Source organism: Falsiroseomonas sp. E2-1-a20 (genome assembly GCF_051433195.1).
Taxonomy (GTDB): Bacteria; Pseudomonadota; Alphaproteobacteria; order Acetobacterales; family Acetobacteraceae; genus Falsiroseomonas.
Genome location: NZ_JBHMFT010000053.1, coordinates 1 through 17,931, shown reverse-complemented (window position 1 = coordinate 17,931; position 17,931 = coordinate 1). Strand labels below are relative to the sequence as shown.

Sequence of the window (17,931 nt, the reverse complement as noted above, 5' to 3'; positions counted from 1 at the left end):
CATCGCCGCCGCGTCGGGGAATCCCCCTCGTGAGTCACCAGCCGTGGGAGTTGGTATAAGCTTGCTTCAGAAAAGTGGAGCGGTTCCGATGGCGCGGCCCGACCTAACGCCGAAGCGCCTCCGGCTTACCCTCGGGGCATCCTGCTCGCTCGCGGAGGTTCGGCGCCGCCGCGCCAGTCACCTCCGCCTTGTCGGCGCGCTCCCGCGGAGGTGGCCGACAGCCTCGCCTACGCCATGCGCTTCGACGAGCAGGGCAAGGCGCGTCGGATCAGCGTCGAGTACGCCTCCAAGATCGCCATCAAGCAATTGGTCCAGCGCCGGCTGGCCAGCGGCTTCGTGCTGGTGCGCCGGGCACCCACCGCGCCGCATCGCACGTCGTCTGCAGCCGGCGGCACTTCGAAGGGGTGTGGCGATGACGGACTCCGCCGGGAAGCCTCGCCATGTGGACGCGCCGCGTCGCGTGCTGCACTCTTCCCTCGCCGCCAGTCACCAAGGCGCATTGGGCTGGAGCGGTACACGAGGAACCTCCATGTCAATCCGCCCCGCGAACCTGCTCTTCATCCTGTCCGACGAGCATAGCCCCAAGGCGCTCGGCCGCGCCGGCCACCCCTTCGTGCACACGCCGAACCTCGACGCGCTGGCTGCAAGCGGTACCCGCTTCTCCGCCGCCTCGACGCCGTGCCCGATATGCGTTCCCGCCCGTGCTGCCCTGGCCACCGGCCGCCCATTGCATGAGATGGGGCGCTACTTCGACAATGCCGACGCCTATGATGGTGGGGTGCGCAGCTGGCACCACGCGCTGCGCGACGCCGGGCATGACGTGGTCTCCATCGGCAAGCTCCACTTCCGCGGCCTGCCCGGTGACGACCACGGCTTCTCAGCTGAGAAACTCGCCATGCACATCGTGGACGGCAAGGGCGACCTGCTCGGCCTCATCCGGGACCAGGGCTCTCCGCCCCGCAAGGGTGCGTCGAAGATGAGCGCCGCCGCCGGCCCCGGCGAGAGCGACTACACGCGCTACGATCGCGACATCGCCGCTGCCGCCCAGACCTGGCTGCACGAGGAGGCACCGCGCCGGGAAAAGCCCTGGTGCCTCTTCGTCTCGCTCGTCACGCCACATTTTCCGCTGACTGCGCCGCCCGAGCACTTCTATCGCTACGCCAGCCAGCCGATGCCAATGCCAAAGCTCTACGGGCACGAAGAGCGGCCAAATCATCCATTCCTGGCCGACTACGCAGCGACCGTTCCCTACGACAGCCATGTCCAGGACGAGGCGACGGTGCAGCGCATGATGGCCGGCTATTACGGCCTGGTTTCCTTCATGGATGAGCAGGTCGGGAAGATCCTGCATTGCCTGGAGGAGTGCGGCCTCTCGGGTACCACGCGCGTCCTCTACACCTCGGATCACGGCGACAACGTCGGCGCACGCGGGCTATGGGGGAAGTCCACCATGTACGAGGAAAGCGTCGGCGTGCCGATGATCCTCGCTGGTGAAGGCGTGCCAGCCGGCCATGTCTCGGGTGCTCCGGTTAGCCTGACCGATATCTATGCGACGGCGCTTGACGCGGTCGGCGTGACGGAGGCACCTCCAGGCAATTCGCTGTCGCTATTCGACGTGGCGCGCGGCGAGGTGCCTGCCGACCGCATGGTGCTAAGCGAGTACCATGCGACCGGATCTCGCGAGGCGGCCTTCATGCTACGTGACACCCGGTTCAAATACGTGCGCTACGTCAGCTACCCCGCGCAGCTTTTTGACCTGAGATCCGACCCCGAGGAGTTGCAGGACCTCGCGCAGGATCCGGCCCATGCGGACACCGTTGCTGCCATGGAAGCGTACCTGCGGGAAACACTGGATCCCGCGGCCGTCGACCGGCTTGTGAAGGCGCGTCAGCACGACATCCTGGAGGCGAATGGAGGACGCGAGGCGGTGCTAGGCCGTGGTGACCTGCCCTTCTCACCGCCGCCAGGGGTGCGACCCGCTTGGAGCTGACCTTCAGTCCACTACTGCCCTGCTGATGCGCACGGCCTCGCCCCACTTGCGGTACTCGACTTGGTAGAATTCGGCGAAGCGAGCAGCGGGCATGCCGAGGACGACGGTGCCGTCCGCCTCGATCCGTGCGCGCAGCACGGGATCGGTGAGCGCCGTGCGAACCGCCTCATCGACGCGGTTCACGATGTGATCCGGCATGGCGGCAGGACCGAGGATGGCGAACCAGGACACGAGGTCGAAGCCCGGCACCGTCTCCGCGATCGTCGGCACATCCGGCAGCGCAGGGTTGCGCTGCGGCGAGGTCACGCCCAGGCCACGAAGCCGACCGCTGCGTACCAGCTCCGTCGCCGTGCCCAGGGTAGGGAACCCGAAGCGAACCTGCCCGGACATGACGTTGTTGACGATGTCGGGCGCGCCGCGGAAGGGAATGTGCATCGCGTCCACCTGCGCCATCGCCTTAAACAGCTCGGCCGCCAGATGCGCACCGCTGCCGTTGCCGCCCGAGGCATAGGGCAGCCCGGGCTGGCGCCGCAGCGTGTCGATCAGCTCAGGGACGCTGCGCGGGCCGTCGCTCGGCGCGATCAGCAGGTGCGGCATGGACGCGACGTTGACGATAGGAACGAAGTCGCGGAGCGGATCGTAGCCCACCGAGCGGCGGTGGAGTTGTGGCAGCACCAGCATCGCGTTCGTGCCGAGTAGCAGCGTGTATCCATCCGGCGCTGAGCGGGCAGCCGCCTCGTTGCCGATATTGCCGCCGGCGCCACCACGGTTCTCGATGACGACCGGCTGGCCGAGCGCGGCACCCATGCGGTCAACCAGGTGGCGCGCCGTCACGTCCGGTGCGCTGCCGGGAATGTAGGGTACGATTAACCTGATTGGCCGCGCCGGCCACCTTTCTTGCGCCGCTGCCGACCCGACGCGTCCGGCAGCCAATAATCCCGCAAAGGCCAGCGCCCCCGCCTTCAGGATCTCGCGCCGCATGGTGCTTCCTCCCGTTGCGTGCCGTGCACGCGCCCGGCATACTAGGCACGTACGCACGCTGCGTCATGCGTCTTCGACGGCCGCTGCAGATCCATCAGCTGCCACGGCCACCCGATGGGCGAGATCTTTGATCAGTTCAGCGAGCACCGCGAGCTTCAACATCCGGCGAACAACACCTCGCTGCGCCCGGAGAGGCTGCAATTTCAGCTCGATGCAATCGCCGCGACGGCAAGCGCCGGTCCGCCGCACTCATTCATCTATCAAAGGGTCCGAAGAATGATGAAGCGCACGCTGCTTGCCTTGCTCGCCGTCGCTGGAATCGGTGCCGCGCCGGCCCGGGCGGAATGGCCGGAACGACCGGTGACCGTCGTGGTGCCATATCCACCAGGTGGCAACAACGACATCCTGGCCCGGCTGCTGGCGCCAGTAGTGGAACGCAATCTCGGCCAGCCCCTCGTCATCGATAATCGCGGCGGTGGCGGCGGCACCATCGGCGCCGGCATGGCAAGCCGGGCGGATGCGGATGGCTATACGCTGCTGTTCGCCGATATCGGCGTGCTGGCCATCGCGCCGCATCTCTTCGCCCGCCTGCCCTACCGCAATGACAGCTTCACCCCCGTGATCCGGCTGACCGAGGTTTCGCTGCTGGTCGGCGTGCCGCCGCGCTCGCCCTACCAGGACATCGCGGGGCTGCTGGCGGCGGCGCGGGCGCGGCCCGGGCAGTTGACCTTCGCGACGCCCGGCAATGGCACCGCGGGGCACCTGGCAACGCAGATGCTGATGTCGCTGTCCGGGACGCAGATGGTGCATGTGCCCTATCGCGGCAGCGGCCCGGCACAGATCGACCTGCTGGCTGGCACCGTGGATCTGCTGATCGACGGCACGCTGCTGCCGGCCGTCACTCAGGGCACGGCACGCGCCCTCGCTGTGACCGGGCCTAGCCGCTCTCCCTTCACGCCAGATCTGCCAACTGTCGCTGAGGCTGGCGTCACCAATTACAACTTCCTGTCCTGGCACGGCGTGGTGGCGCCGCGCGGCACGCCGGAGGCGGCGATCCAGAGGCTGAACAACGCCTACAACGCCGCCATCGCCGACCCGGCGGTGCAGGACCGCGCGAGGCAGCTGGGCCTGCCGCTGAAGGGAGGCAGCGCGGCGGAGTTCGCAGCCTTCATCGAATCCGAGCGTGCCAAGATGGGCCCGCTGGTGCAGGCCAGCGGAGCTCGAGTGGAGTGAGCCAGCGCATGACCAGCCGCCCGAACCTGATGCTGATCACCGTCGATCAGTGGCCGGCTTCATTAATGGGCCACGCCGGCCATCCCTGCGTCCTGACGCCGACGCTCGACCAGCTGGCGCGCAACGGCGTGCGGTTCCACAACACCTATTCGGAATGCCCGATCTGTATCCCGGCGCGCCGCACCATGATGACGGGCACCACCGCCCGCCAGCATGGCGACCGCAGCTTCGACCCGGTGGCGCGGATGCCGGACCTGCCGACGCTGGCCGGCACGCTGCACGAGGCCGGTTATCATGGCGTCGCGGTCGGCAAGCTGCACGTCTATCCGCCGCGCGACCGCATCGGCTTCGACGAAGTGCATCTGGCGGAGGAAGGCCGGCCGCATCTCGGCGGCTACGACGACTACGACCTGTTCCTGGCCGACCAGGGCTATCCCGGCCAGGGCTTCAACCATGGCATGAACAACAACGACTACATGTGGCGGCCCTGGCACCTGCCGGAGCATTGCCACGTCACCAACTGGACCACATGGCGCATGTGCCGCGAGATCAAGCGGCGCGATCCGACGAAACCCGGCTTCTGGCACCTGTCCTACGTCGCCCCGCATCCGCCGCTGGCGCCGTTGCAGGCCTATCTCGACATCTACCGTGATGTCGATCCGCCGGTGCCGCTAGTCGGGGACTGGGCGCGGGATGAGGCCGCCCTGCCCTATGCGCTGCGCTCGATCACCGACTTCTGGTCGCATGTGAAGCCGCATCACCTGCCCGGCATCCAGCGCGCCTTCATGGCGACCTGCACGCACATCGACCATCAGCTTCGGCTGGTAATCGGCACGCTGCGCGAGGAAGGGCTGCTGGACAATACCGTGATCCTGTTCACCGCGGATCATGGCGACATGCTCGGTACCCATGGGCTCTGGGCCAAGCGCGTCTACTATGAAGACAGCGCCCGGGTCCCGACCATCCTGCTCGGCCCGGCCGGCGACCCGCGCACGCTGCCGGGGCGGGTGGACAACCGGCTGGTGCAACTCGCCGACGTGATGCCGACGCTGCTGGACTACGCCGACGTGCCCGTGCCCTCGCATGTCGAGGGCCTGTCGATGATTGGCGAGGCACGACGAAAGATCCTGTTGGCCGGCTGCCGGGAGGATGCCTCCGCCACTCGCATGGCGACCGACGGCCGGCACAAGCTGATCTGGTATCCGACCGGCAATGTGAAGCAGGTCTTCGATCTCGCCCAGGATCCTGGCGAGCTGCACGACCTGGCCGGGACGCCGGCAGTCGCTGAAGTGCAGGCGCGGCTGGAGGCGGCGTTGGTCGAGGACGCCTGGGGTGTCGATACCGACTGGATCGCCGATGGCAAGCTGGTCGGCGCGTCGGCCCGTGAGTTCCGCGGGCAGTCGAATCGCGGCCTCTCCGGCCAGCGCGGCCTGCACTTCCCGCCGCCGCCGCAGGCCGGGGCGGATGTCGTGGTCGGGACGCCGGGGGGCTGACTTGGCCGGCATGTCGGAACCGCTCGCGAAATCCTGCTGTGTCCCATCCGGCTCGCGCGGCGAGGTGTCGCTGCCTGGCGTGCTGCGGGCGGCGGCCTCGGGCCAGGATGCGGCCGAGGTGCTGCACATCCCGGCCGGGGTCGTCACCCTCGGCACCGACACACCGTTCTTCAGGGAGGATGGCGAGGGGCCGGGCCGCAGGGTGACGATCCGTGCCTTCCGCATCGACGCTCACGCCGTGACAAATCGCCGTTTCGCCGCCTTCGTCGCCGCCACCGGATTCAGGACGGAGGCCGAGCGCTTCGGCTGGTCCTACGTCTTCCTGGATTTCCTGCCGGCCGGCCTGACGTCGGAGAGCCCGCCCGGCACGCCCTGGTGGCGCAGGGTGGATGGCGCGTACCGGGCTGCCCCGGAGGGGCCGGGTTCTTCGGTCTTCGACCGGCAGGACCATCCGGTCACCCACATCGCCTGGAACGACGCAGCCGCCTTCGCCGCCTGGGCCGGCGGCCGGTTACCCAACGAGGCGGAGTGGGAATATGCCGCCAAGGGTGGCGACGATGGCGCGCGATTTTCCTGGGGAGAGGCGGAGCCGGATGACGCCAATGCGCTGTGCAACATCTGGCAGGGCCGATTTCCGGCCAGCAACACGGCTGCCGACGGCTTCATCGGAACCGCGCCGGTGGATGCCTTCCGGCCGAACGGCTTCGGCCTGTTCAACGCCTGCGGCAATGTCTGGGAGTGGTGCGCCGATCCCTTCCGGGTCCGCTCGCTGGCCTCCGCCGCGAAACAACGCAACAAGGCGGCGGCGGCGGAACGGGAACGGGTGATGAAAGGCGGATCCTATCTCTGCCATCGCAGCTATTGCTACCGCTACCGCATCGCCGCACGCGCGGGACGCAGCCCCGACACCTCGGCCGGGCATACCGGTTTCCGCGTCGCCTATGAGTAGCTGGGAACAGCCGGCGGATCACCTGGCTGATCCCGCTCAGCCTCGTGAAGTTTGCCCCTGCCCATTCGAGACGTTCAAGAAGCCGCCTGACTCCATCCAGGGCAATTCGCTCCACGCGCATCTGCCGGCAAGGACCGCAGAGGTGTCCCGACGGCGCTGCGCTAGCTGGCGCGACGGGTTCGCGGTGGGTCGGCGATGGCGCCCGGAGGGCGGTGGCCCTCCTTCAGGGATTTCAACAGTTCCAGTTTGTTGGCGTGGATCAGCGCCCGGCTGGCGGCTTCCGACGCCGCCGCATCGCCGAGACGGACGGCCGCTGCCAGCATCGCGCAGCGGACGCGCCACAACTCGCGGGATTCGGCGGTACGGTAATGCAGGGGGGCGTAGAGACGGATTGCCTGCAACGCGACACGCCGGTAGGAGCCTGCCAGCCGCGCGCTGCCGCAGCGGTCCAGGATGTACAGGACCGAGGGGCCACCCACGGCCGTGCAATCCTCCGGCTTCGCTTCCGCTGGCGGCAGGCCGCACCACAGCGATTCACGATAGGCGATGAAGGCCTCCCGCTCCTCGGACGTGGAGCGTTCCACGAACAAGCGGATGGCGAGCCCGAACAGGGCACCGCGAATGTCGTAGATCTCGGCGAGATCGGCATCGCTGAACTCGACCACGGTGACGCCGCCCCGCCGCAACGACGGCACCACCAGGCCTTCCTGCGCCAGATGCGCTAGCGCCTCCCGCACCGTGCCGCGTGCGCAGCCGAATTCGGCCGCGAGATCTTCCTCCCACAGCCTTTCGCCCGGGCGGCGCCTGCCGGTCTCGACCTGCTCCGCCAGGGAGCGGGCAACCTGCGCGGCGCGGGTCTCGAAGCCGGACTCGCTCCTCATTCCATACGCCGGCCCGTCAAATGCACCAACTCACGCGGCGACCGGAGGAGGCGTGTAGGCCATGCGCTCCTTCGCGCGGATCGCCGCCTCGCCGCCATGCCGCTCCATCATCAAGGCCTGCGCCGCCTTGGCTTCCGCATCCACCGCCTCTGGATCGAGCATGGCGCGCAGCCGCGCTTCCATCCGCTCCAGCAGCGACGCATGGGCCGGGTCGCCCGCCAGGTCATGCAGCTCCTCCGGATCGGCTTCCAGGTCGAAAAGCTGCGGTGGCGCGTTAACGTAGTGCACGTATTTGTGGCGCAGCGTGCGCAGCATGTAGAAGCCGTCCGGCGTGTTGGTGTGCAGCTGCGACAGCGCCGCACGGTCTTCCGGCGGCGCCTTCGCCAGTTGCAGCAGGGATGTGCCGGGCAGCCCAAGCTCCGCGATCGCATCTCCGGCGCCCACCGCATCGAGAATGGTGGCCGAGAGGTCCAGCAGCGTCACCGGGGTCGGACAGGCGGCACCACCCGGCACGTCCGGCCCGCTGATGATCATCGGGATGCCGGCGCTCTCCTCATACATCGTGCATTTGCCCCAGAGGCCGCGCGTGCCGAGGTTATCGCCGTGATCCGAGGTGTAGACCACCCGCGTGTCCTCGGAGAGCCCGGCCTCACCGAGCGCCTTCAGGATCTTGCCGACATTCTCGTCCATGAACGAGACCAGCCCGTAGTAGCCGGCCAGGGCGCGCTGCAAATCGGCTTCCGACTTGAAGTGCCGGTAGTGGTCGCTGCGCCTGGCATAGTTGCGGATCGCCAGGTGCGAGAGGCGTTCCCCCGCTGGCGCATCCCAGAGCTTCGGGCGCGGCAGTTCGGCGCCGGCGAACTGGTAGTAGTGTTCCGGTGGCGCGGTCAGGGGAAAATGCGGTGCGACCATCGACACGAACAGCACCCAGGGCTTGTCGTGCTGCCTCGTCCCGGATTCCCGCAGCCAGACCTGGGCGGCGGCGGCAACGCGGCGATCGTAAAGCGTATAGTCGCTCTCGCCCGGCCCGGCCTGCGCCAGCAGCTTCTTCGCCGCCTGCTCCCGCACGTCATCCGGATCGCGGATCAGCAGCGTCACGTCGCCAGTGCCGTTGGTGATCTGCATCGGCATGATCATCTCGGAGAAGCCGTAATCCTGGCCGGCATGGCCCTGGAAATGCAGCTTGCCGATCGACGCGACATGGTGCCCGCGGTCGCGTAGCGCGTGGTGCCACGACATCATGCTGCCATCGTAGGCGATGGCGTTGTCCCAGCATTTGCTGACATGCACGGGCTGGCCGGTGGCGAAGGCGCCGCGGGCCGGAACGCAGATGGGGGATGGGGTATAGGCCGCGGTGAAGCGCGTGCCCCGCGCCGCCAGCGCATCCAGGTGCGGCGAGCGTGCGACCGGATGGCCGGCATGGCCGGCATGGCCGACACATTTCGGGTTATGCTCGTCCGACATGATGACGAGCAGGTTCTTGGCCGATGCCATGGTGCCGGCGGTTCCTCTGGTTGACCAAACCATCGCGGCGCGGGTCGTTTATGTCAACATGATGGGCTGTTTTACCCTATGGGTGGCTGAAGTCGTCCTGTAGGGTCCGGATATGTCGACAAGCATGAACCACTCAATGGTTGGCGGTGGGTCGGGCCACGATGTGACCAAGACGAATTGATGGAGGAAATGACCGATGGCGATCAATCGCCGGCAAATCGTCACCGCCGCGCTCGCGGCGCTTGCCATACCGCGCCTAGCCCGCACCCAGGAAACCTGGCCGAGCCGTCCGGTCCGGCTGATCGTTCCCTTCATTCCCGGGTCGGCGCCCGACATTAACGCCCGCCAACTCGCCGAAGCGGTCGGCAGGAGCATCGGCCAGACCATGGTGGTGGAAAACCGCCCGGGTGCCGCCGGCAACATCGGCTTTTCCTATGTCGCGAGACAGGCGCCGCCGGATGGATACACGCTGCTCTGGGGCACCGGATCCCTTTCCGTGAATCCGGCACTCTATGCCCGCGTGGACTATGACGCGGTGCAGGATTTTGCGCCGATCACGCTGGCTTTCAGCATGTCCAACGTGGTCATCGTCCGCGCCGACTCGCCGCTCCGGTCCGCCGCCGACCTGGTTGCGGCGCTGAAGGCCGATCCACGCACCCCTTATGCGTCCGGCGGCTTTGGCAGTGCCGCCCATCTCACGGTGGCGCTGTTCCTCGCCAAGACCGGCACCGAGGCCGAGCACATCCCGTTCCGGGGCGCGCCGGAGATCGTCAACGCGGTCCGCGCCGGCACCGTCGCGTTCGGCATGCCGCAGTTGCAGGTTGCGTTGCCGTTGATCCGTGCGGGCCAGCTCCGGGCCATCGCCGTCACGTCGAAGGATCGCGCTGCGCAGCTTCCGGACGTTCCGGCCCTTTCGGCGACGGTCCCGGACTTCGACTATTTTAGTTGGATGGGCCTGCTCGGCCCGGCCCGTCTGCCGGCATCCATCATCGGCCGCGTGAACCAGGCGGCGCAGGACGCACTGGCGGACCCGGCCTTCCGCACCCGCGTCACCGCCGATGGCACCAGCATCATCGGCCTCGGCCCCGAAGCCTTCCGCGACTTTCTGGTAACCGACCTGGATCGCGGGCGGGAGGTGGTGCGGATATCGGGGGCGCGCATCGAGTAGCGCCAGGACACGCCGCCGCTACTGCGCCGTGATGCCCGCGGCGCGGATCAGCGGCACCCAGCGGCCCAGTTCCTGCCGCACGCGCGCCTCGGCGGCATCGCCGATCGTCGGTGTCGCATCCACGCCCATGGCGCCGATCCGCTCGATCACCGTCGCATCGTTCAGCGTTGCCGCCGTGGCGCTGCGCAGGCGTTCCAGCACCGCGGGCGGCGTGCCCGCATGGGCCGACAGTACGTGCCATATCTCGAAGGAGAACTCCGGCCAGCCGCTTTCCGCGATGGTCGGGATCTCCGGCGCGCCGGACAGCCGGCGCGCGCTGGCGGCGGCGATGCCGCGCAGCCGGCCCGACCGGATGTGCGGGATGCAGTCGGAGGCCCCAGAGAACATGAAATCCAAATTGCCGGCGACGAGGTCCGTGGTGGCCGGCGCGCCGCCGCGATAGGGCACGTGCACCGCCTCCACCTCGGCCTCGCGCAGGAACAGCGCGGTGGTGATGTGGGCCGGCGAGCCGACGCCGGCGGAGCCGAAGGACAGCTCGCCCGGCTTCGCACGCGCGGCCTCCACCAGGTCCCGCGCCGTCATGATGCCGGCGCGGCGTTGCGGGTTCACCACCAGGATGTTCGCGGCGGTGGAGGTGATGCCGAGCGAGACAAAGTCGCGCGCGGTGTCGTAGCCGGGATTCTGGTGCACGGCCATGTTCACCACATGCGTCGCGACATGCCCCATGACCAGCGTGTAGCCATCCGCCGCCGCCTGCGCCGCCGCCGCCATGCCGATGGCGCCGCCCGCGCCTGGGCGATTTTCCACCACCACGGATTGGCCAAGCCGTTCGCCCAGCGTCTGCGCCACGATGCGGGCGGTGGTGTCGGTGCCGCCGCCGGGCGCGAAGGGCACGATCAGCCGCAGCGGGCGCGTCGGGAAGCCCTGTGCCAGCGCAGGGGCGGCCAGGGTTGCGGCGGCCAGGGTCGCTGCTCCCTGGGTCAGCAGGGCGCGGCGTGTCGGTGCGCTCATGGCGAGTCCTCCCTCCGGCGGGCCCGCAGGCTCCGCATGTTGTGCACATGGACATGCTCGCCGGCGGCGATGTCGGCCGTGGCGGCGCCGATCACCGCGCCGTATTTCCGGATGGGCGCGCCCTGCTTCAGGTCGCGCCGCGCCACCTTGTGGCCGAGCGCGATGGCACCGCGCAGGTCAAGCGGCGCCACGTCCTCCCCAGCCCGGAGCCGCGCGCTGCCGGGCGGCAGGTCGGTCAGCGCGACCGCGACATCATCCTCGGGATGGATCGCCACCAGGTCCCAGCGCATCGTCATCAGAAATCCGCCCCCAGCCTTGCGAAAGCGAGCCCGCCTTCCTCCAGCACCTCGCCCCAGGTGCGGGTGCCGGAAGCGTGGTCGAGCAGTTGCGCGAACAGCGCATCCGCCGCTTCTTCCGGCGCCCAGGCGCCGGCCATCAGTCCGGAGGCATCGAAATCGATCTGCTGCAACAGGCGCGCAGCGGTGGTTGGATTGCCGGTGACCTTCACCGTCGGCGCCAGTGCATCGCAGTAGGAGTTGCCCGGCCCGGTCGTGAAGATCTGCATGTTGCAGCCCGCGGCGGAGAAGCCGGTCATCGATGGAGGCGAAAAGGACGGTCCCTCCATCACCCAGAGCCCCGGCCCCGGCAGCGGCGCGGCATGCGGCACCACGCCGTGCACCGGCCGTGCGCCACCCTTGGCGATGGCGCCGAGCGACTTCTCCTCAATCGAGGACAGCCCGCCGCGAATGTTCTCCTGTCCCGGGTTGTTGCCGGTCAGGTCCTCGCCACTGTCTGCCGCCCAGCGTTCACGCTGCGCAACGGCGGCGACGATGGCCTTGCCCACCTCCGGCGTCGCGGCCCGGGCCGCGAGCACGTGCTCCGCACCCAGCCACTCCATAGTCTCGCCGAACACCGCCGCGCCACCCGCATCCACCACGCGGTCCGCCACCATGCCGGCCAGCGGGTTCGCCACCAACCCGCTGGTTGCGTCCGAATGGCCGCATTCGATGCCGAGCCGCAACAGGGAGGCGGGCAGGACCTCGCGCCGCTGCCGCGTCAGGTCGCGCAGCAGCTTCGCGCCAGCGCGCAGGCCGAGTTGCGACAGCGCCAGCGAATCCTCATGCACATCGTCCAGTGCCACCGCCTCTACCGGCTTGCCGAAGGCGGCGATGGCGGCAGCGGCGGCATCCAGCCGCAACCGGTCGGCACCGACCAGCAGCACGGCGCCGACGTTCGGGTTGCCGCCAATCCCGGCCAGCATGCGCCGCGCCATGGCGCGATCCTCTCCAAACTGGCCGCGGCCATAGGGCATCTCCACCAGCAGCGCGCCGGGCAGGGCGCGGGCGATGCGGCGCGCGGGGCCGCCGGTGAGGCCGAGGATCGACATGACCAGCAGGCGGTTACGGGTGCCGGCGCTGCCGTCGGGGCGCAGGTAGCCGAGGAAGCTGGGGTTTCTCATCGGGGTCACCTCATTCCGCCAGACCACGAGACCGGATCAATGCATGCTTCGCCCGTTCATCGGCGGCCAGGGCTTGGCCAAAGCCCTCCGCGCCGCGCTGGACCGGCACCAGCCGGGCGGTGCGCAGCGTGTCCACCACGCGTGGATGGCCGGCTGCCTGGAGGCAGACGGCTTCCAGACGCGCGGTGAGCGCTGCAGGCAGGCCGGCTGGTGCGACCAGGCCGCCGAAGGCCTGCTCCACCACAGGCACACCGAGTTCGGTCGCCGTCGGCACGCCCGGCGCATCGGCCAGGCGATCCGCTGTCAGCGTGGCGAGTGGGCGCAGGTTCGTGCCAAAGACCGTGCCCGCAGTCAGCACGGCCATGTCCACGTCGCCGGCGCGCAGGGCGGTGGCCAATGGCGGGTCACCTCGGAAGGGCACCGCGAGCAGGTCCACCTGCGCCTCACCGAGCAGGCCGAGCAGCGCAAAATGCGCCGCGGTGCCGTTGCCGCCATATCCAAGCGAGATGCGGCCCGGCTGCGCACGCGCCGCCGCCAGCGCATCCTGCAGCGTGGCGAAGCGGCCATCGGGCGCGGCGGCGAGCGCGTAGGGGATCGCGAAGATCTGGCAGAGCGGCGTGAAGCTCGTGCGTTCAAATCCGGCATTGCGCACCAGATGCGGCTGGGTGGTGATCGGGCCGGCGGGGAAGAAGCCCAGCGTGTGGCCATCCGGCCGGGCTACGGAGAGAGCGCGGGCGGCGATGGCGCCGGAAGCGCCGTCGCGGGTCACCACGACGAAAGATCCGCCGGTCTGCTCCGACATCGCCTGCGCCGCGGCGCGCGCCAGCACATCCACCACGCCACCGGCAGGAAACGGCACCAGCACCTGCACCGGCCGGTCCGGCCACTGCGCCTGAGCCGGTGGGCTTCCGGCGCCAAGGACCACGGTTGCCGCGGCCAGCGCCACCCCAGCCACCCGCAGCAGCGTCCGCCGAGCCAGCCGCCCCCCCTCCCCGCAACGTCGCAGCATGTGCCATTTCCTCCCAGGGCTCTTTTCTGTGCGCACAGTGTGCGCGAAGGTGCCCGGCACGACAAGCACTAGGGAGCGGAGCGATGGCGGATGCCGAGCCACGAAATGGTCGGCTGCAGGGGAAGCGCGCGCTGGTGACCGGCGCTGCGAGCGATGGCATCGGCCGTGCCATCGCCCTGGCCTTTGCGCGGGAGGGGGCGGATGTCGCGATCCACTACCGCGACGAAGTGTCGGCCGCCGGCGCGGTGACGGCGGCGATCCAGGCCGAGGGCGTCCGGGGCGCCGCCTTCGCCGCAGATTTCTCGGATCCCGCGGCGGCCCGGGCGCTGGTGCAGGAGGCGGTGGCCTGGCTCGGCGGGATCGACATCCTCGTGGCCAACGCCGCGGCGATCACGCGCGGGCGCTTCCTGGACCTGACGGATGCGGAGGTGGCGCGGGTGCTGGCGGTGAACGTGCATGGCACCTTTGCCTGCGCACAGGAAGCTGCACGCGCCATGGCGGCAGCCGGGCAAGGCGGGCGGCTGGTGTTCATCTCCTCGATCAACCAGCAGAAGGGCATGCCGACCCAGTCGCACTACGCCGCCACCAAGGGTGCCGTGATGCAGCTGGCGCGCAGCATGGCGATCGAGCTGGCGCCGCTGGGCATCACCTGCAACCTGATCGCACCCGGCGCGGTGCTGACCGATTTCAACCGCCACATCATGGCGGATACGGCGCATCGCCAGCGCGTCGAAGCGATGATCCCGATGGGCCGGCTCGGCATGCCGGAGGATTTCTGCGGTGCCGCGCTGTTCCTGGCTGGGCCTGAAAGCGCCTATGTCACCGGCACCACCATCTTCGTTGATGGCGGGCGCAGCAGTGTCTGAGACCGCCACCGCCGGCACGCGCCCGCGTGAAAAGGCCTATGACCGCTTCAAGCACCAGCTGCTTTCCGGCGAACTGCAGCCTGGGGAGATGGTGTCGCTGCGCGAGCTCGTCCGCCGCCTGGACCTGCCCCTCGCCGCGGTGCGGGAGGCGCTGAGCCGGCTTGAGGGCGAGGGGCTTGTGCGCGTCTTCGCGCAGCGCGGCATCCAGGTGTGTTCCGTCGACGTCACCTTCATGCGGGAAGCCTTCCAGCTCCGCATGATCCTGGAGCTGGAAGGCATCAGAGCCTTGGCCGAGCGCGGGGATGATGCCCCGCTCGCCGCGCTGGAGCAGCGCTTCCTGGCGCTGCGGGCGCGGCTCGCCGCGCCGTTGCCACCGGAAGTCGTGGCCGAGGCGATCCAGCTCGACCTGGCCTTGCACGACCGCATCATCGCCGCGCTGGCCAATGCCATGGTGACAACGCTCTACGGCCAGGTCCGCGATCGGCTGATGATGGTGCGTCGCGCCACGCTGCTGCCGCCGGGCGGGCTGGTGCACGACACGACGGAGGAGCACTTGGCCATCTTGGCCGCGCTGCGGCGGCGAGATGCAGAAGATGCGACGCTGGCACTGCGCGTGCACCTAGCCCAGTCCATGCGGCGGCAGATGGGGATCCGCTGACGGGCGCCCGTCAGGACCCTGCGATCAAGGCGCATGCAGGTCTGCGGCTCGGCCCGGCGCCAGCTCCGCGATCGCGATCCCGGCTTCGCCTTGTACGGCATAGAGCAGGTACACCCGCCCATTCTCCTCGAAGATCGCGGGGTCGCGCAGCTGGTGGACCGGTAGGTTCACCGCGCCACGCCAGGACGGCAGCAGCGGCAGGCCGGCACCCTCCCACTCCATCTCCGGTCGCAGCACCTCCCGCGCCTCGCCCTCCACGCGCCAGCCGCGCCAGTCGCCGCGCAGCGGGATGCGGGAGGCGTAGATGCGTTCCGGCGTGTCGCCTACACGGGTCCAGAAGACATGCAGCACATCGTCCCGCAGCAGCACCGCGGTGTGGCGCTGCAACCCACCCTCGAACAGCATGGGTCCGCGCTCGAAGTCGGAAAACCCGTCGGCGGAGCGCAGGAGGATGCCCGGCATGGCCAGCGCATAGGTCGTACCGCCATGGCGGAAGACGCGGAAGTAGGAGGGTCCGAGCAGTTCGAGCCGCGCCGTGAAGTTAATTCCGTCGGCCGATGTGGCAACGCGCGACCGCTGCGTCCCCCAAGCGGCCAAGCCGTGGAAATACATGACGATGCGGCGGGTTGCCGCATCCACATGCGTATCGGGGGAGGCGATGTGTGGATGGGAGGCATCGACCTCTGGCGGCGGCACGCCGGGTGTCCCAGCCGGCGCCCGGCCGGGCAGCACATCCACCTTGCCGCTGGGCTCAGCGGGACGGGCAGGCGGCTCGGTGGGAAACAGGCTGTGCCCAAGGTCGAGGCTGCCGGCCTCATGCATTCGCCACGGGCCTTCCGGCGCATCCGCATAGGCGAGGCGGATGTAGGAACCCTTGTGATCCGCGAAATACAGATAGTAGCGACCCAGCCGCTCCGTCACCCAATCCGGCACGCGGATCATCGAGGGGCCCTGGATATTGGCGCCCATGCGCCCATCCATCTCCGGTCGGATGATCTGGCCGATCCGGCGTGCCGTCCAATGCGCCATGGTCGATCTCAATTCCTCTCCAGGCCGATGTCAGCGACCAGCCGCCCGAGCCGCGCATGGTCGTCGCGAAGCTGTGCCGCCATCTCTGCCGGGCCGAGCAGGTAGGGTTCCGCGCCGCCGGGCATGCGGCCGGCGAAACCGGGCTGCGCCAGGATGGCACCGACATCCTGCGCGATGCGCGCCATCAACTCGGCGGGCAGGCCCGCGGGGCCGTAGATGCCCTGCCAAGCATTCATTAGAGCCAGGCCGGGCGCGGCCTCGGCCAAGGTCGGCACATCCGGAATCGAGGGATTCCGGGCCGGGCCGTTCCAGGCAAGGCCACGCAGCGTCCCGCGCTGGATATGCGGCAGCGTGACGGAGGCCGCATCCATGGTCATCTGCACCCGCCCAGCTATTAGGTCAGCCAGCCCTGCGCCGCTGGTGCGGTAGGGAATGTGTTCGGCGGGAAAATCCAGCCCGCGCCGCAGCTGTTCGAGATTCAGATATCCGGTTCATGCAGGTCCTCCAAACTTCGTTGGAGGAATCGTCGCAGCTTCCGTCCACGGTGTTAAGAGCGCCAGGCGGAACGGAGACGTTGGCAATTGCCATGTTCCATCGAATCCGCACAAGCGTGGAAACGGTCTGGCTCCGCCTACTGCGGAGAGCCTGCCAGCCAGTCTTCGGCGCGCAGACCGTCGACGCGCTGGAAGTCGCCGAGGTTGCCGGTGATCACCACCAGGCCGCGGCTGCGAGCATGGCCGGCGATGAGAATGTCGTAGGGGCCGATGACCTGACCGCGGCGCCCGAGCTCGGCATGGATCTCACCGGCATGCGCCGCGGCGTCCTCGTCAAAGGCAAGGACCGCGAGGCGCGCCGCCAGCGCTTCCACCTGCCGGCGGTTCTCCACCGGCCGCGCGGATTTCGCGGCGCCGTGCAGCAGTTCGGCCAGTGTGATGGTGGAGATGCAGAGCGTCTCGGCCTCCGCGTTGAAGCGCGGGCGCAGCCCCTGCGGCCGGTCACGCAGCAGGCGGATGCACAGGTTGGTGTCGAGCATGTTGCGCAGCATCAGAACGGCTCGCGGGTCTGGTGCGCCGGCTGCGCCCGCTCACCAAGATCGACGCCCTCACCAGCGAAGAAGTCGTCCCAGATCGCGACGGCCGGTACGATCACCCGGCGCGTGCCGTCGCGGAGGATCGCCACCTCGCGCACGCCGGCCGGGAAGGCGACATCCTTGGGCAGGCGCACGGCCTGCGTGCGGTTGCTCTGGAACAGGGAGGTGCGGGTCATATTTTCGCCTCATGGATATCCCTGATGTATATCCTTCCGGAGCGCCGCAAACCAGCGGTCCGAGCGCCCCTCACTCACGTCCTGACGCCGAGGGCGAGAAAGCCGCCGATCGGCTAATAGACGTCGCCACGGCACTGCTACTGGCCCGTATCGTCGTCGTCTCCCATAGCCGGCTCCTTCTCCAGCGCGTCGCCGGGCTCCGGCTTCCAGCCACCGCCGGCCAGCTGGTCGAGGGTATGGCGGGTGCGGCGCATGGCGGCTTCGGCCTCGCGCAGGGCGGCGTCGAGGTCGCTGTAGTCGAAGGCCGCGCGCAGGGCGGCGTCGAGGTCGCTGTAGTCGAAGGCCGCGCGCGCGACCGGGGGCCGCGGCGCGATCGGCCCGGCCGTCGGCGGCGCGGACTCGATCTCACGCGGGACCAGCCGTTGCCGGCCGCGGCCGCGGCCG

General features: G+C 69.1%; 18 protein-coding genes and 1 pseudogene. 7 read left to right on the top strand and 12 right to left on the bottom strand.

All coding sequences use genetic code 11. The features are described from left to right. Nucleotides 1–529: 529 nt before the first annotated feature. Entirely contained in the window at nucleotides 530–1,990 is a 1,461-nt protein-coding gene (locus ACFHPP_RS27685) for a sulfatase-like hydrolase/transferase (RefSeq protein WP_437166472.1), read from the top strand. Between the two features lie 3 nt (nucleotides 1,991–1,993). Here the strand turns inward: ACFHPP_RS27685 and ACFHPP_RS27680 are convergent, their stop codons facing one another. Continuing rightward, nucleotides 1,994–2,971 carry a Bug family tripartite tricarboxylate transporter substrate binding protein gene (locus tag ACFHPP_RS27680; protein WP_437166471.1) on the bottom strand — a complete coding sequence of 326 codons (978 nt, stop codon included), beginning with the start codon at nucleotides 2,969–2,971 and terminating at the stop codon, nucleotides 1,994–1,996. A 276-nt stretch (nucleotides 2,972–3,247) separates the two neighbouring features. Here ACFHPP_RS27680 and ACFHPP_RS27675 point away from each other — a divergent pair, with 276 nt between their 5' ends. Genes ACFHPP_RS27675 through ACFHPP_RS27665 form a run of 3 tightly spaced genes read left to right on the top strand, consistent with a single transcriptional unit; the run spans nucleotide 3,248 to nucleotide 6,646 of the window. Beyond that, complete coding sequence (locus tag ACFHPP_RS27675) at nucleotides 3,248–4,204, top strand: Bug family tripartite tricarboxylate transporter substrate binding protein (protein WP_437166470.1); 957 nt, start codon at nucleotides 3,248–3,250, stop codon at nucleotides 4,202–4,204. An 8-nt stretch (nucleotides 4,205–4,212) separates the two neighbouring features. Next, nucleotides 4,213–5,697: a sulfatase-like hydrolase/transferase gene (locus ACFHPP_RS27670; RefSeq protein WP_437166469.1), complete on the top strand. Its 1,485-nt coding sequence runs from the start codon at nucleotides 4,213–4,215 to the stop codon at nucleotides 5,695–5,697. 10 nt (nucleotides 5,698–5,707) lie between these two features. Next, nucleotides 5,708–6,646, top strand: a complete 939-nt coding sequence (locus ACFHPP_RS27665) for a formylglycine-generating enzyme family protein (RefSeq protein ID WP_437166468.1) — start codon at nucleotides 5,708–5,710, stop codon at nucleotides 6,644–6,646. Nucleotides 6,647–6,807: 161 nt separating this feature from the next. Here ACFHPP_RS27665 and ACFHPP_RS27660 read toward each other — a convergent pair whose 3' ends face one another. Beyond that, nucleotides 6,808–7,527 carry a GntR family transcriptional regulator gene (locus ACFHPP_RS27660; protein WP_437166467.1) on the bottom strand — a complete coding sequence of 240 codons (720 nt, stop codon included), beginning with the start codon at nucleotides 7,525–7,527 and terminating at the stop codon, nucleotides 6,808–6,810. A gap of 30 nt (nucleotides 7,528–7,557) precedes the next feature. Further along, a complete protein-coding gene (locus ACFHPP_RS27655; RefSeq protein WP_437166466.1) occupies nucleotides 7,558–9,021 on the bottom strand; it encodes a sulfatase-like hydrolase/transferase in 1,464 nt (487 codons plus the stop codon). Between the two features lie 196 nt (nucleotides 9,022–9,217). Between ACFHPP_RS27655 and ACFHPP_RS27650 the strand changes: the two genes are divergently transcribed. Continuing rightward, a complete protein-coding gene (locus tag ACFHPP_RS27650) occupies nucleotides 9,218–10,189 on the top strand; it encodes a Bug family tripartite tricarboxylate transporter substrate binding protein (RefSeq protein ID WP_437166465.1) in 972 nt (323 codons plus the stop codon). A gap of 18 nt (nucleotides 10,190–10,207) precedes the next feature. On the opposite strand, the gene ACFHPP_RS27645 is transcribed toward ACFHPP_RS27650, so the two are convergent. From ACFHPP_RS27645 to ACFHPP_RS27630, 4 genes are read right to left on the bottom strand one after another with little or no spacing between them, the layout of a single operon-like run. Next, entirely contained in the window at nucleotides 10,208–11,200 is a 993-nt protein-coding gene (locus ACFHPP_RS27645; RefSeq protein ID WP_437166464.1) for a Bug family tripartite tricarboxylate transporter substrate binding protein, read from the bottom strand. Beyond that, a complete protein-coding gene (locus ACFHPP_RS27640) occupies nucleotides 11,197–11,496 on the bottom strand; it encodes a UxaA family hydrolase (RefSeq protein ID WP_437166463.1) in 300 nt (99 codons plus the stop codon). The genes ACFHPP_RS27645 and ACFHPP_RS27640 overlap by 4 nt, the downstream gene beginning before the upstream one ends. Continuing rightward, nucleotides 11,496–12,659 carry a UxaA family hydrolase gene (locus ACFHPP_RS27635; protein WP_437166462.1) on the bottom strand — a complete coding sequence of 388 codons (1,164 nt, stop codon included), beginning with the start codon at nucleotides 12,657–12,659 and terminating at the stop codon, nucleotides 11,496–11,498. The genes ACFHPP_RS27640 and ACFHPP_RS27635 overlap by 1 nt, the downstream gene beginning before the upstream one ends. 10 nt (nucleotides 12,660–12,669) lie before the next feature. Then, entirely contained in the window at nucleotides 12,670–13,668 is a 999-nt protein-coding gene (locus ACFHPP_RS27630) for a Bug family tripartite tricarboxylate transporter substrate binding protein (protein ID WP_437166461.1), read from the bottom strand. Between the two features lie 83 nt (nucleotides 13,669–13,751). On the opposite strand from ACFHPP_RS27630, the gene ACFHPP_RS27625 reads away from it, so the two are divergent. Together ACFHPP_RS27625 and ACFHPP_RS27620 are read left to right on the top strand one after the other, a co-directional pair. Then, nucleotides 13,752–14,534 carry an SDR family NAD(P)-dependent oxidoreductase gene (locus tag ACFHPP_RS27625; protein WP_437166460.1) on the top strand — a complete coding sequence of 261 codons (783 nt, stop codon included), beginning with the start codon at nucleotides 13,752–13,754 and terminating at the stop codon, nucleotides 14,532–14,534. Further along, complete coding sequence (locus tag ACFHPP_RS27620; RefSeq protein WP_437166459.1) at nucleotides 14,527–15,192, top strand: GntR family transcriptional regulator; 666 nt, start codon at nucleotides 14,527–14,529, stop codon at nucleotides 15,190–15,192. The genes ACFHPP_RS27625 and ACFHPP_RS27620 overlap by 8 nt, the downstream gene beginning before the upstream one ends. A 24-nt stretch (nucleotides 15,193–15,216) precedes the next feature. Here ACFHPP_RS27620 and ACFHPP_RS27615 read toward each other — a convergent pair whose 3' ends face one another. From ACFHPP_RS27615 to ACFHPP_RS27595, 5 genes and pseudogenes are all read right to left on the bottom strand, one after another. Then, entirely contained in the window at nucleotides 15,217–16,221 is a 1,005-nt protein-coding gene (locus ACFHPP_RS27615; protein ID WP_437166458.1) for a hypothetical protein, read from the bottom strand. Nucleotides 16,222–16,229: 8 nt separating this feature from the next. Continuing rightward, nucleotides 16,230–16,703: a Bug family tripartite tricarboxylate transporter substrate binding protein gene (locus tag ACFHPP_RS27610; RefSeq protein ID WP_437166473.1), complete on the bottom strand. Its 474-nt coding sequence runs from the start codon at nucleotides 16,701–16,703 to the stop codon at nucleotides 16,230–16,232. Nucleotides 16,704–16,852: 149 nt separating this feature from the next. After that, on the bottom strand, nucleotides 16,853–17,266 hold the full coding sequence (gene vapC / locus ACFHPP_RS27605; RefSeq protein WP_437166457.1) for a tRNA(fMet)-specific endonuclease VapC: 414 nt from the start codon (nucleotides 17,264–17,266) through the stop codon (nucleotides 16,853–16,855). Further along, a complete protein-coding gene (gene vapB, locus ACFHPP_RS27600; RefSeq protein WP_437166456.1) occupies nucleotides 17,266–17,487 on the bottom strand; it encodes a type II toxin-antitoxin system VapB family antitoxin in 222 nt (73 codons plus the stop codon). The genes vapC and vapB overlap by 1 nt, the downstream gene beginning before the upstream one ends. Nucleotides 17,488–17,624: 137 nt before the next feature. After that, nucleotides 17,625–17,931 (bottom strand): annotated as a pseudogene (locus ACFHPP_RS27595) (hypothetical protein); the annotation flags it as partial.

Coding starts and splice junctions, on each gene's coding strand:
- ACFHPP_RS27685 (WP_437166472.1), top strand. CDS start 530: ATGTCAATCCGCCCCGCGAACCTGCTCTTCATCCTGTCCGACGAGCAT.
- ACFHPP_RS27680 (WP_437166471.1), bottom strand. CDS start 2,971: ATGCGGCGCGAGATCCTGAAGGCGGGGGCGCTGGCCTTTGCGGGATTA.
- ACFHPP_RS27675 (WP_437166470.1), top strand. CDS start 3,248: ATGATGAAGCGCACGCTGCTTGCCTTGCTCGCCGTCGCTGGAATCGGT.
- ACFHPP_RS27670 (WP_437166469.1), top strand. CDS start 4,213: ATGACCAGCCGCCCGAACCTGATGCTGATCACCGTCGATCAGTGGCCG.
- ACFHPP_RS27665 (WP_437166468.1), top strand. CDS start 5,708: ATGTCGGAACCGCTCGCGAAATCCTGCTGTGTCCCATCCGGCTCGCGC.
- ACFHPP_RS27660 (WP_437166467.1), bottom strand. CDS start 7,527: ATGAGGAGCGAGTCCGGCTTCGAGACCCGCGCCGCGCAGGTTGCCCGC.
- ACFHPP_RS27655 (WP_437166466.1), bottom strand. CDS start 9,021: ATGGCATCGGCCAAGAACCTGCTCGTCATCATGTCGGACGAGCATAAC.
- ACFHPP_RS27650 (WP_437166465.1), top strand. CDS start 9,218: ATGGCGATCAATCGCCGGCAAATCGTCACCGCCGCGCTCGCGGCGCTT.
- ACFHPP_RS27645 (WP_437166464.1), bottom strand. CDS start 11,200: ATGAGCGCACCGACACGCCGCGCCCTGCTGACCCAGGGAGCAGCGACC.
- ACFHPP_RS27640 (WP_437166463.1), bottom strand. CDS start 11,496: ATGACGATGCGCTGGGACCTGGTGGCGATCCATCCCGAGGATGATGTC.
- ACFHPP_RS27635 (WP_437166462.1), bottom strand. CDS start 12,659: ATGAGAAACCCCAGCTTCCTCGGCTACCTGCGCCCCGACGGCAGCGCC.
- ACFHPP_RS27630 (WP_437166461.1), bottom strand. CDS start 13,668: ATGCTGCGACGTTGCGGGGAGGGGGGGCGGCTGGCTCGGCGGACGCTG.
- ACFHPP_RS27625 (WP_437166460.1), top strand. CDS start 13,752: ATGGCGGATGCCGAGCCACGAAATGGTCGGCTGCAGGGGAAGCGCGCG.
- ACFHPP_RS27615 (WP_437166458.1), bottom strand. CDS start 16,221: ATGGCGCATTGGACGGCACGCCGGATCGGCCAGATCATCCGACCGGAG.
- vapC (WP_437166457.1), bottom strand. CDS start 17,266: ATGCTGCGCAACATGCTCGACACCAACCTGTGCATCCGCCTGCTGCGT.
- vapB (WP_437166456.1), bottom strand. CDS start 17,487: ATGACCCGCACCTCCCTGTTCCAGAGCAACCGCACGCAGGCCGTGCGC.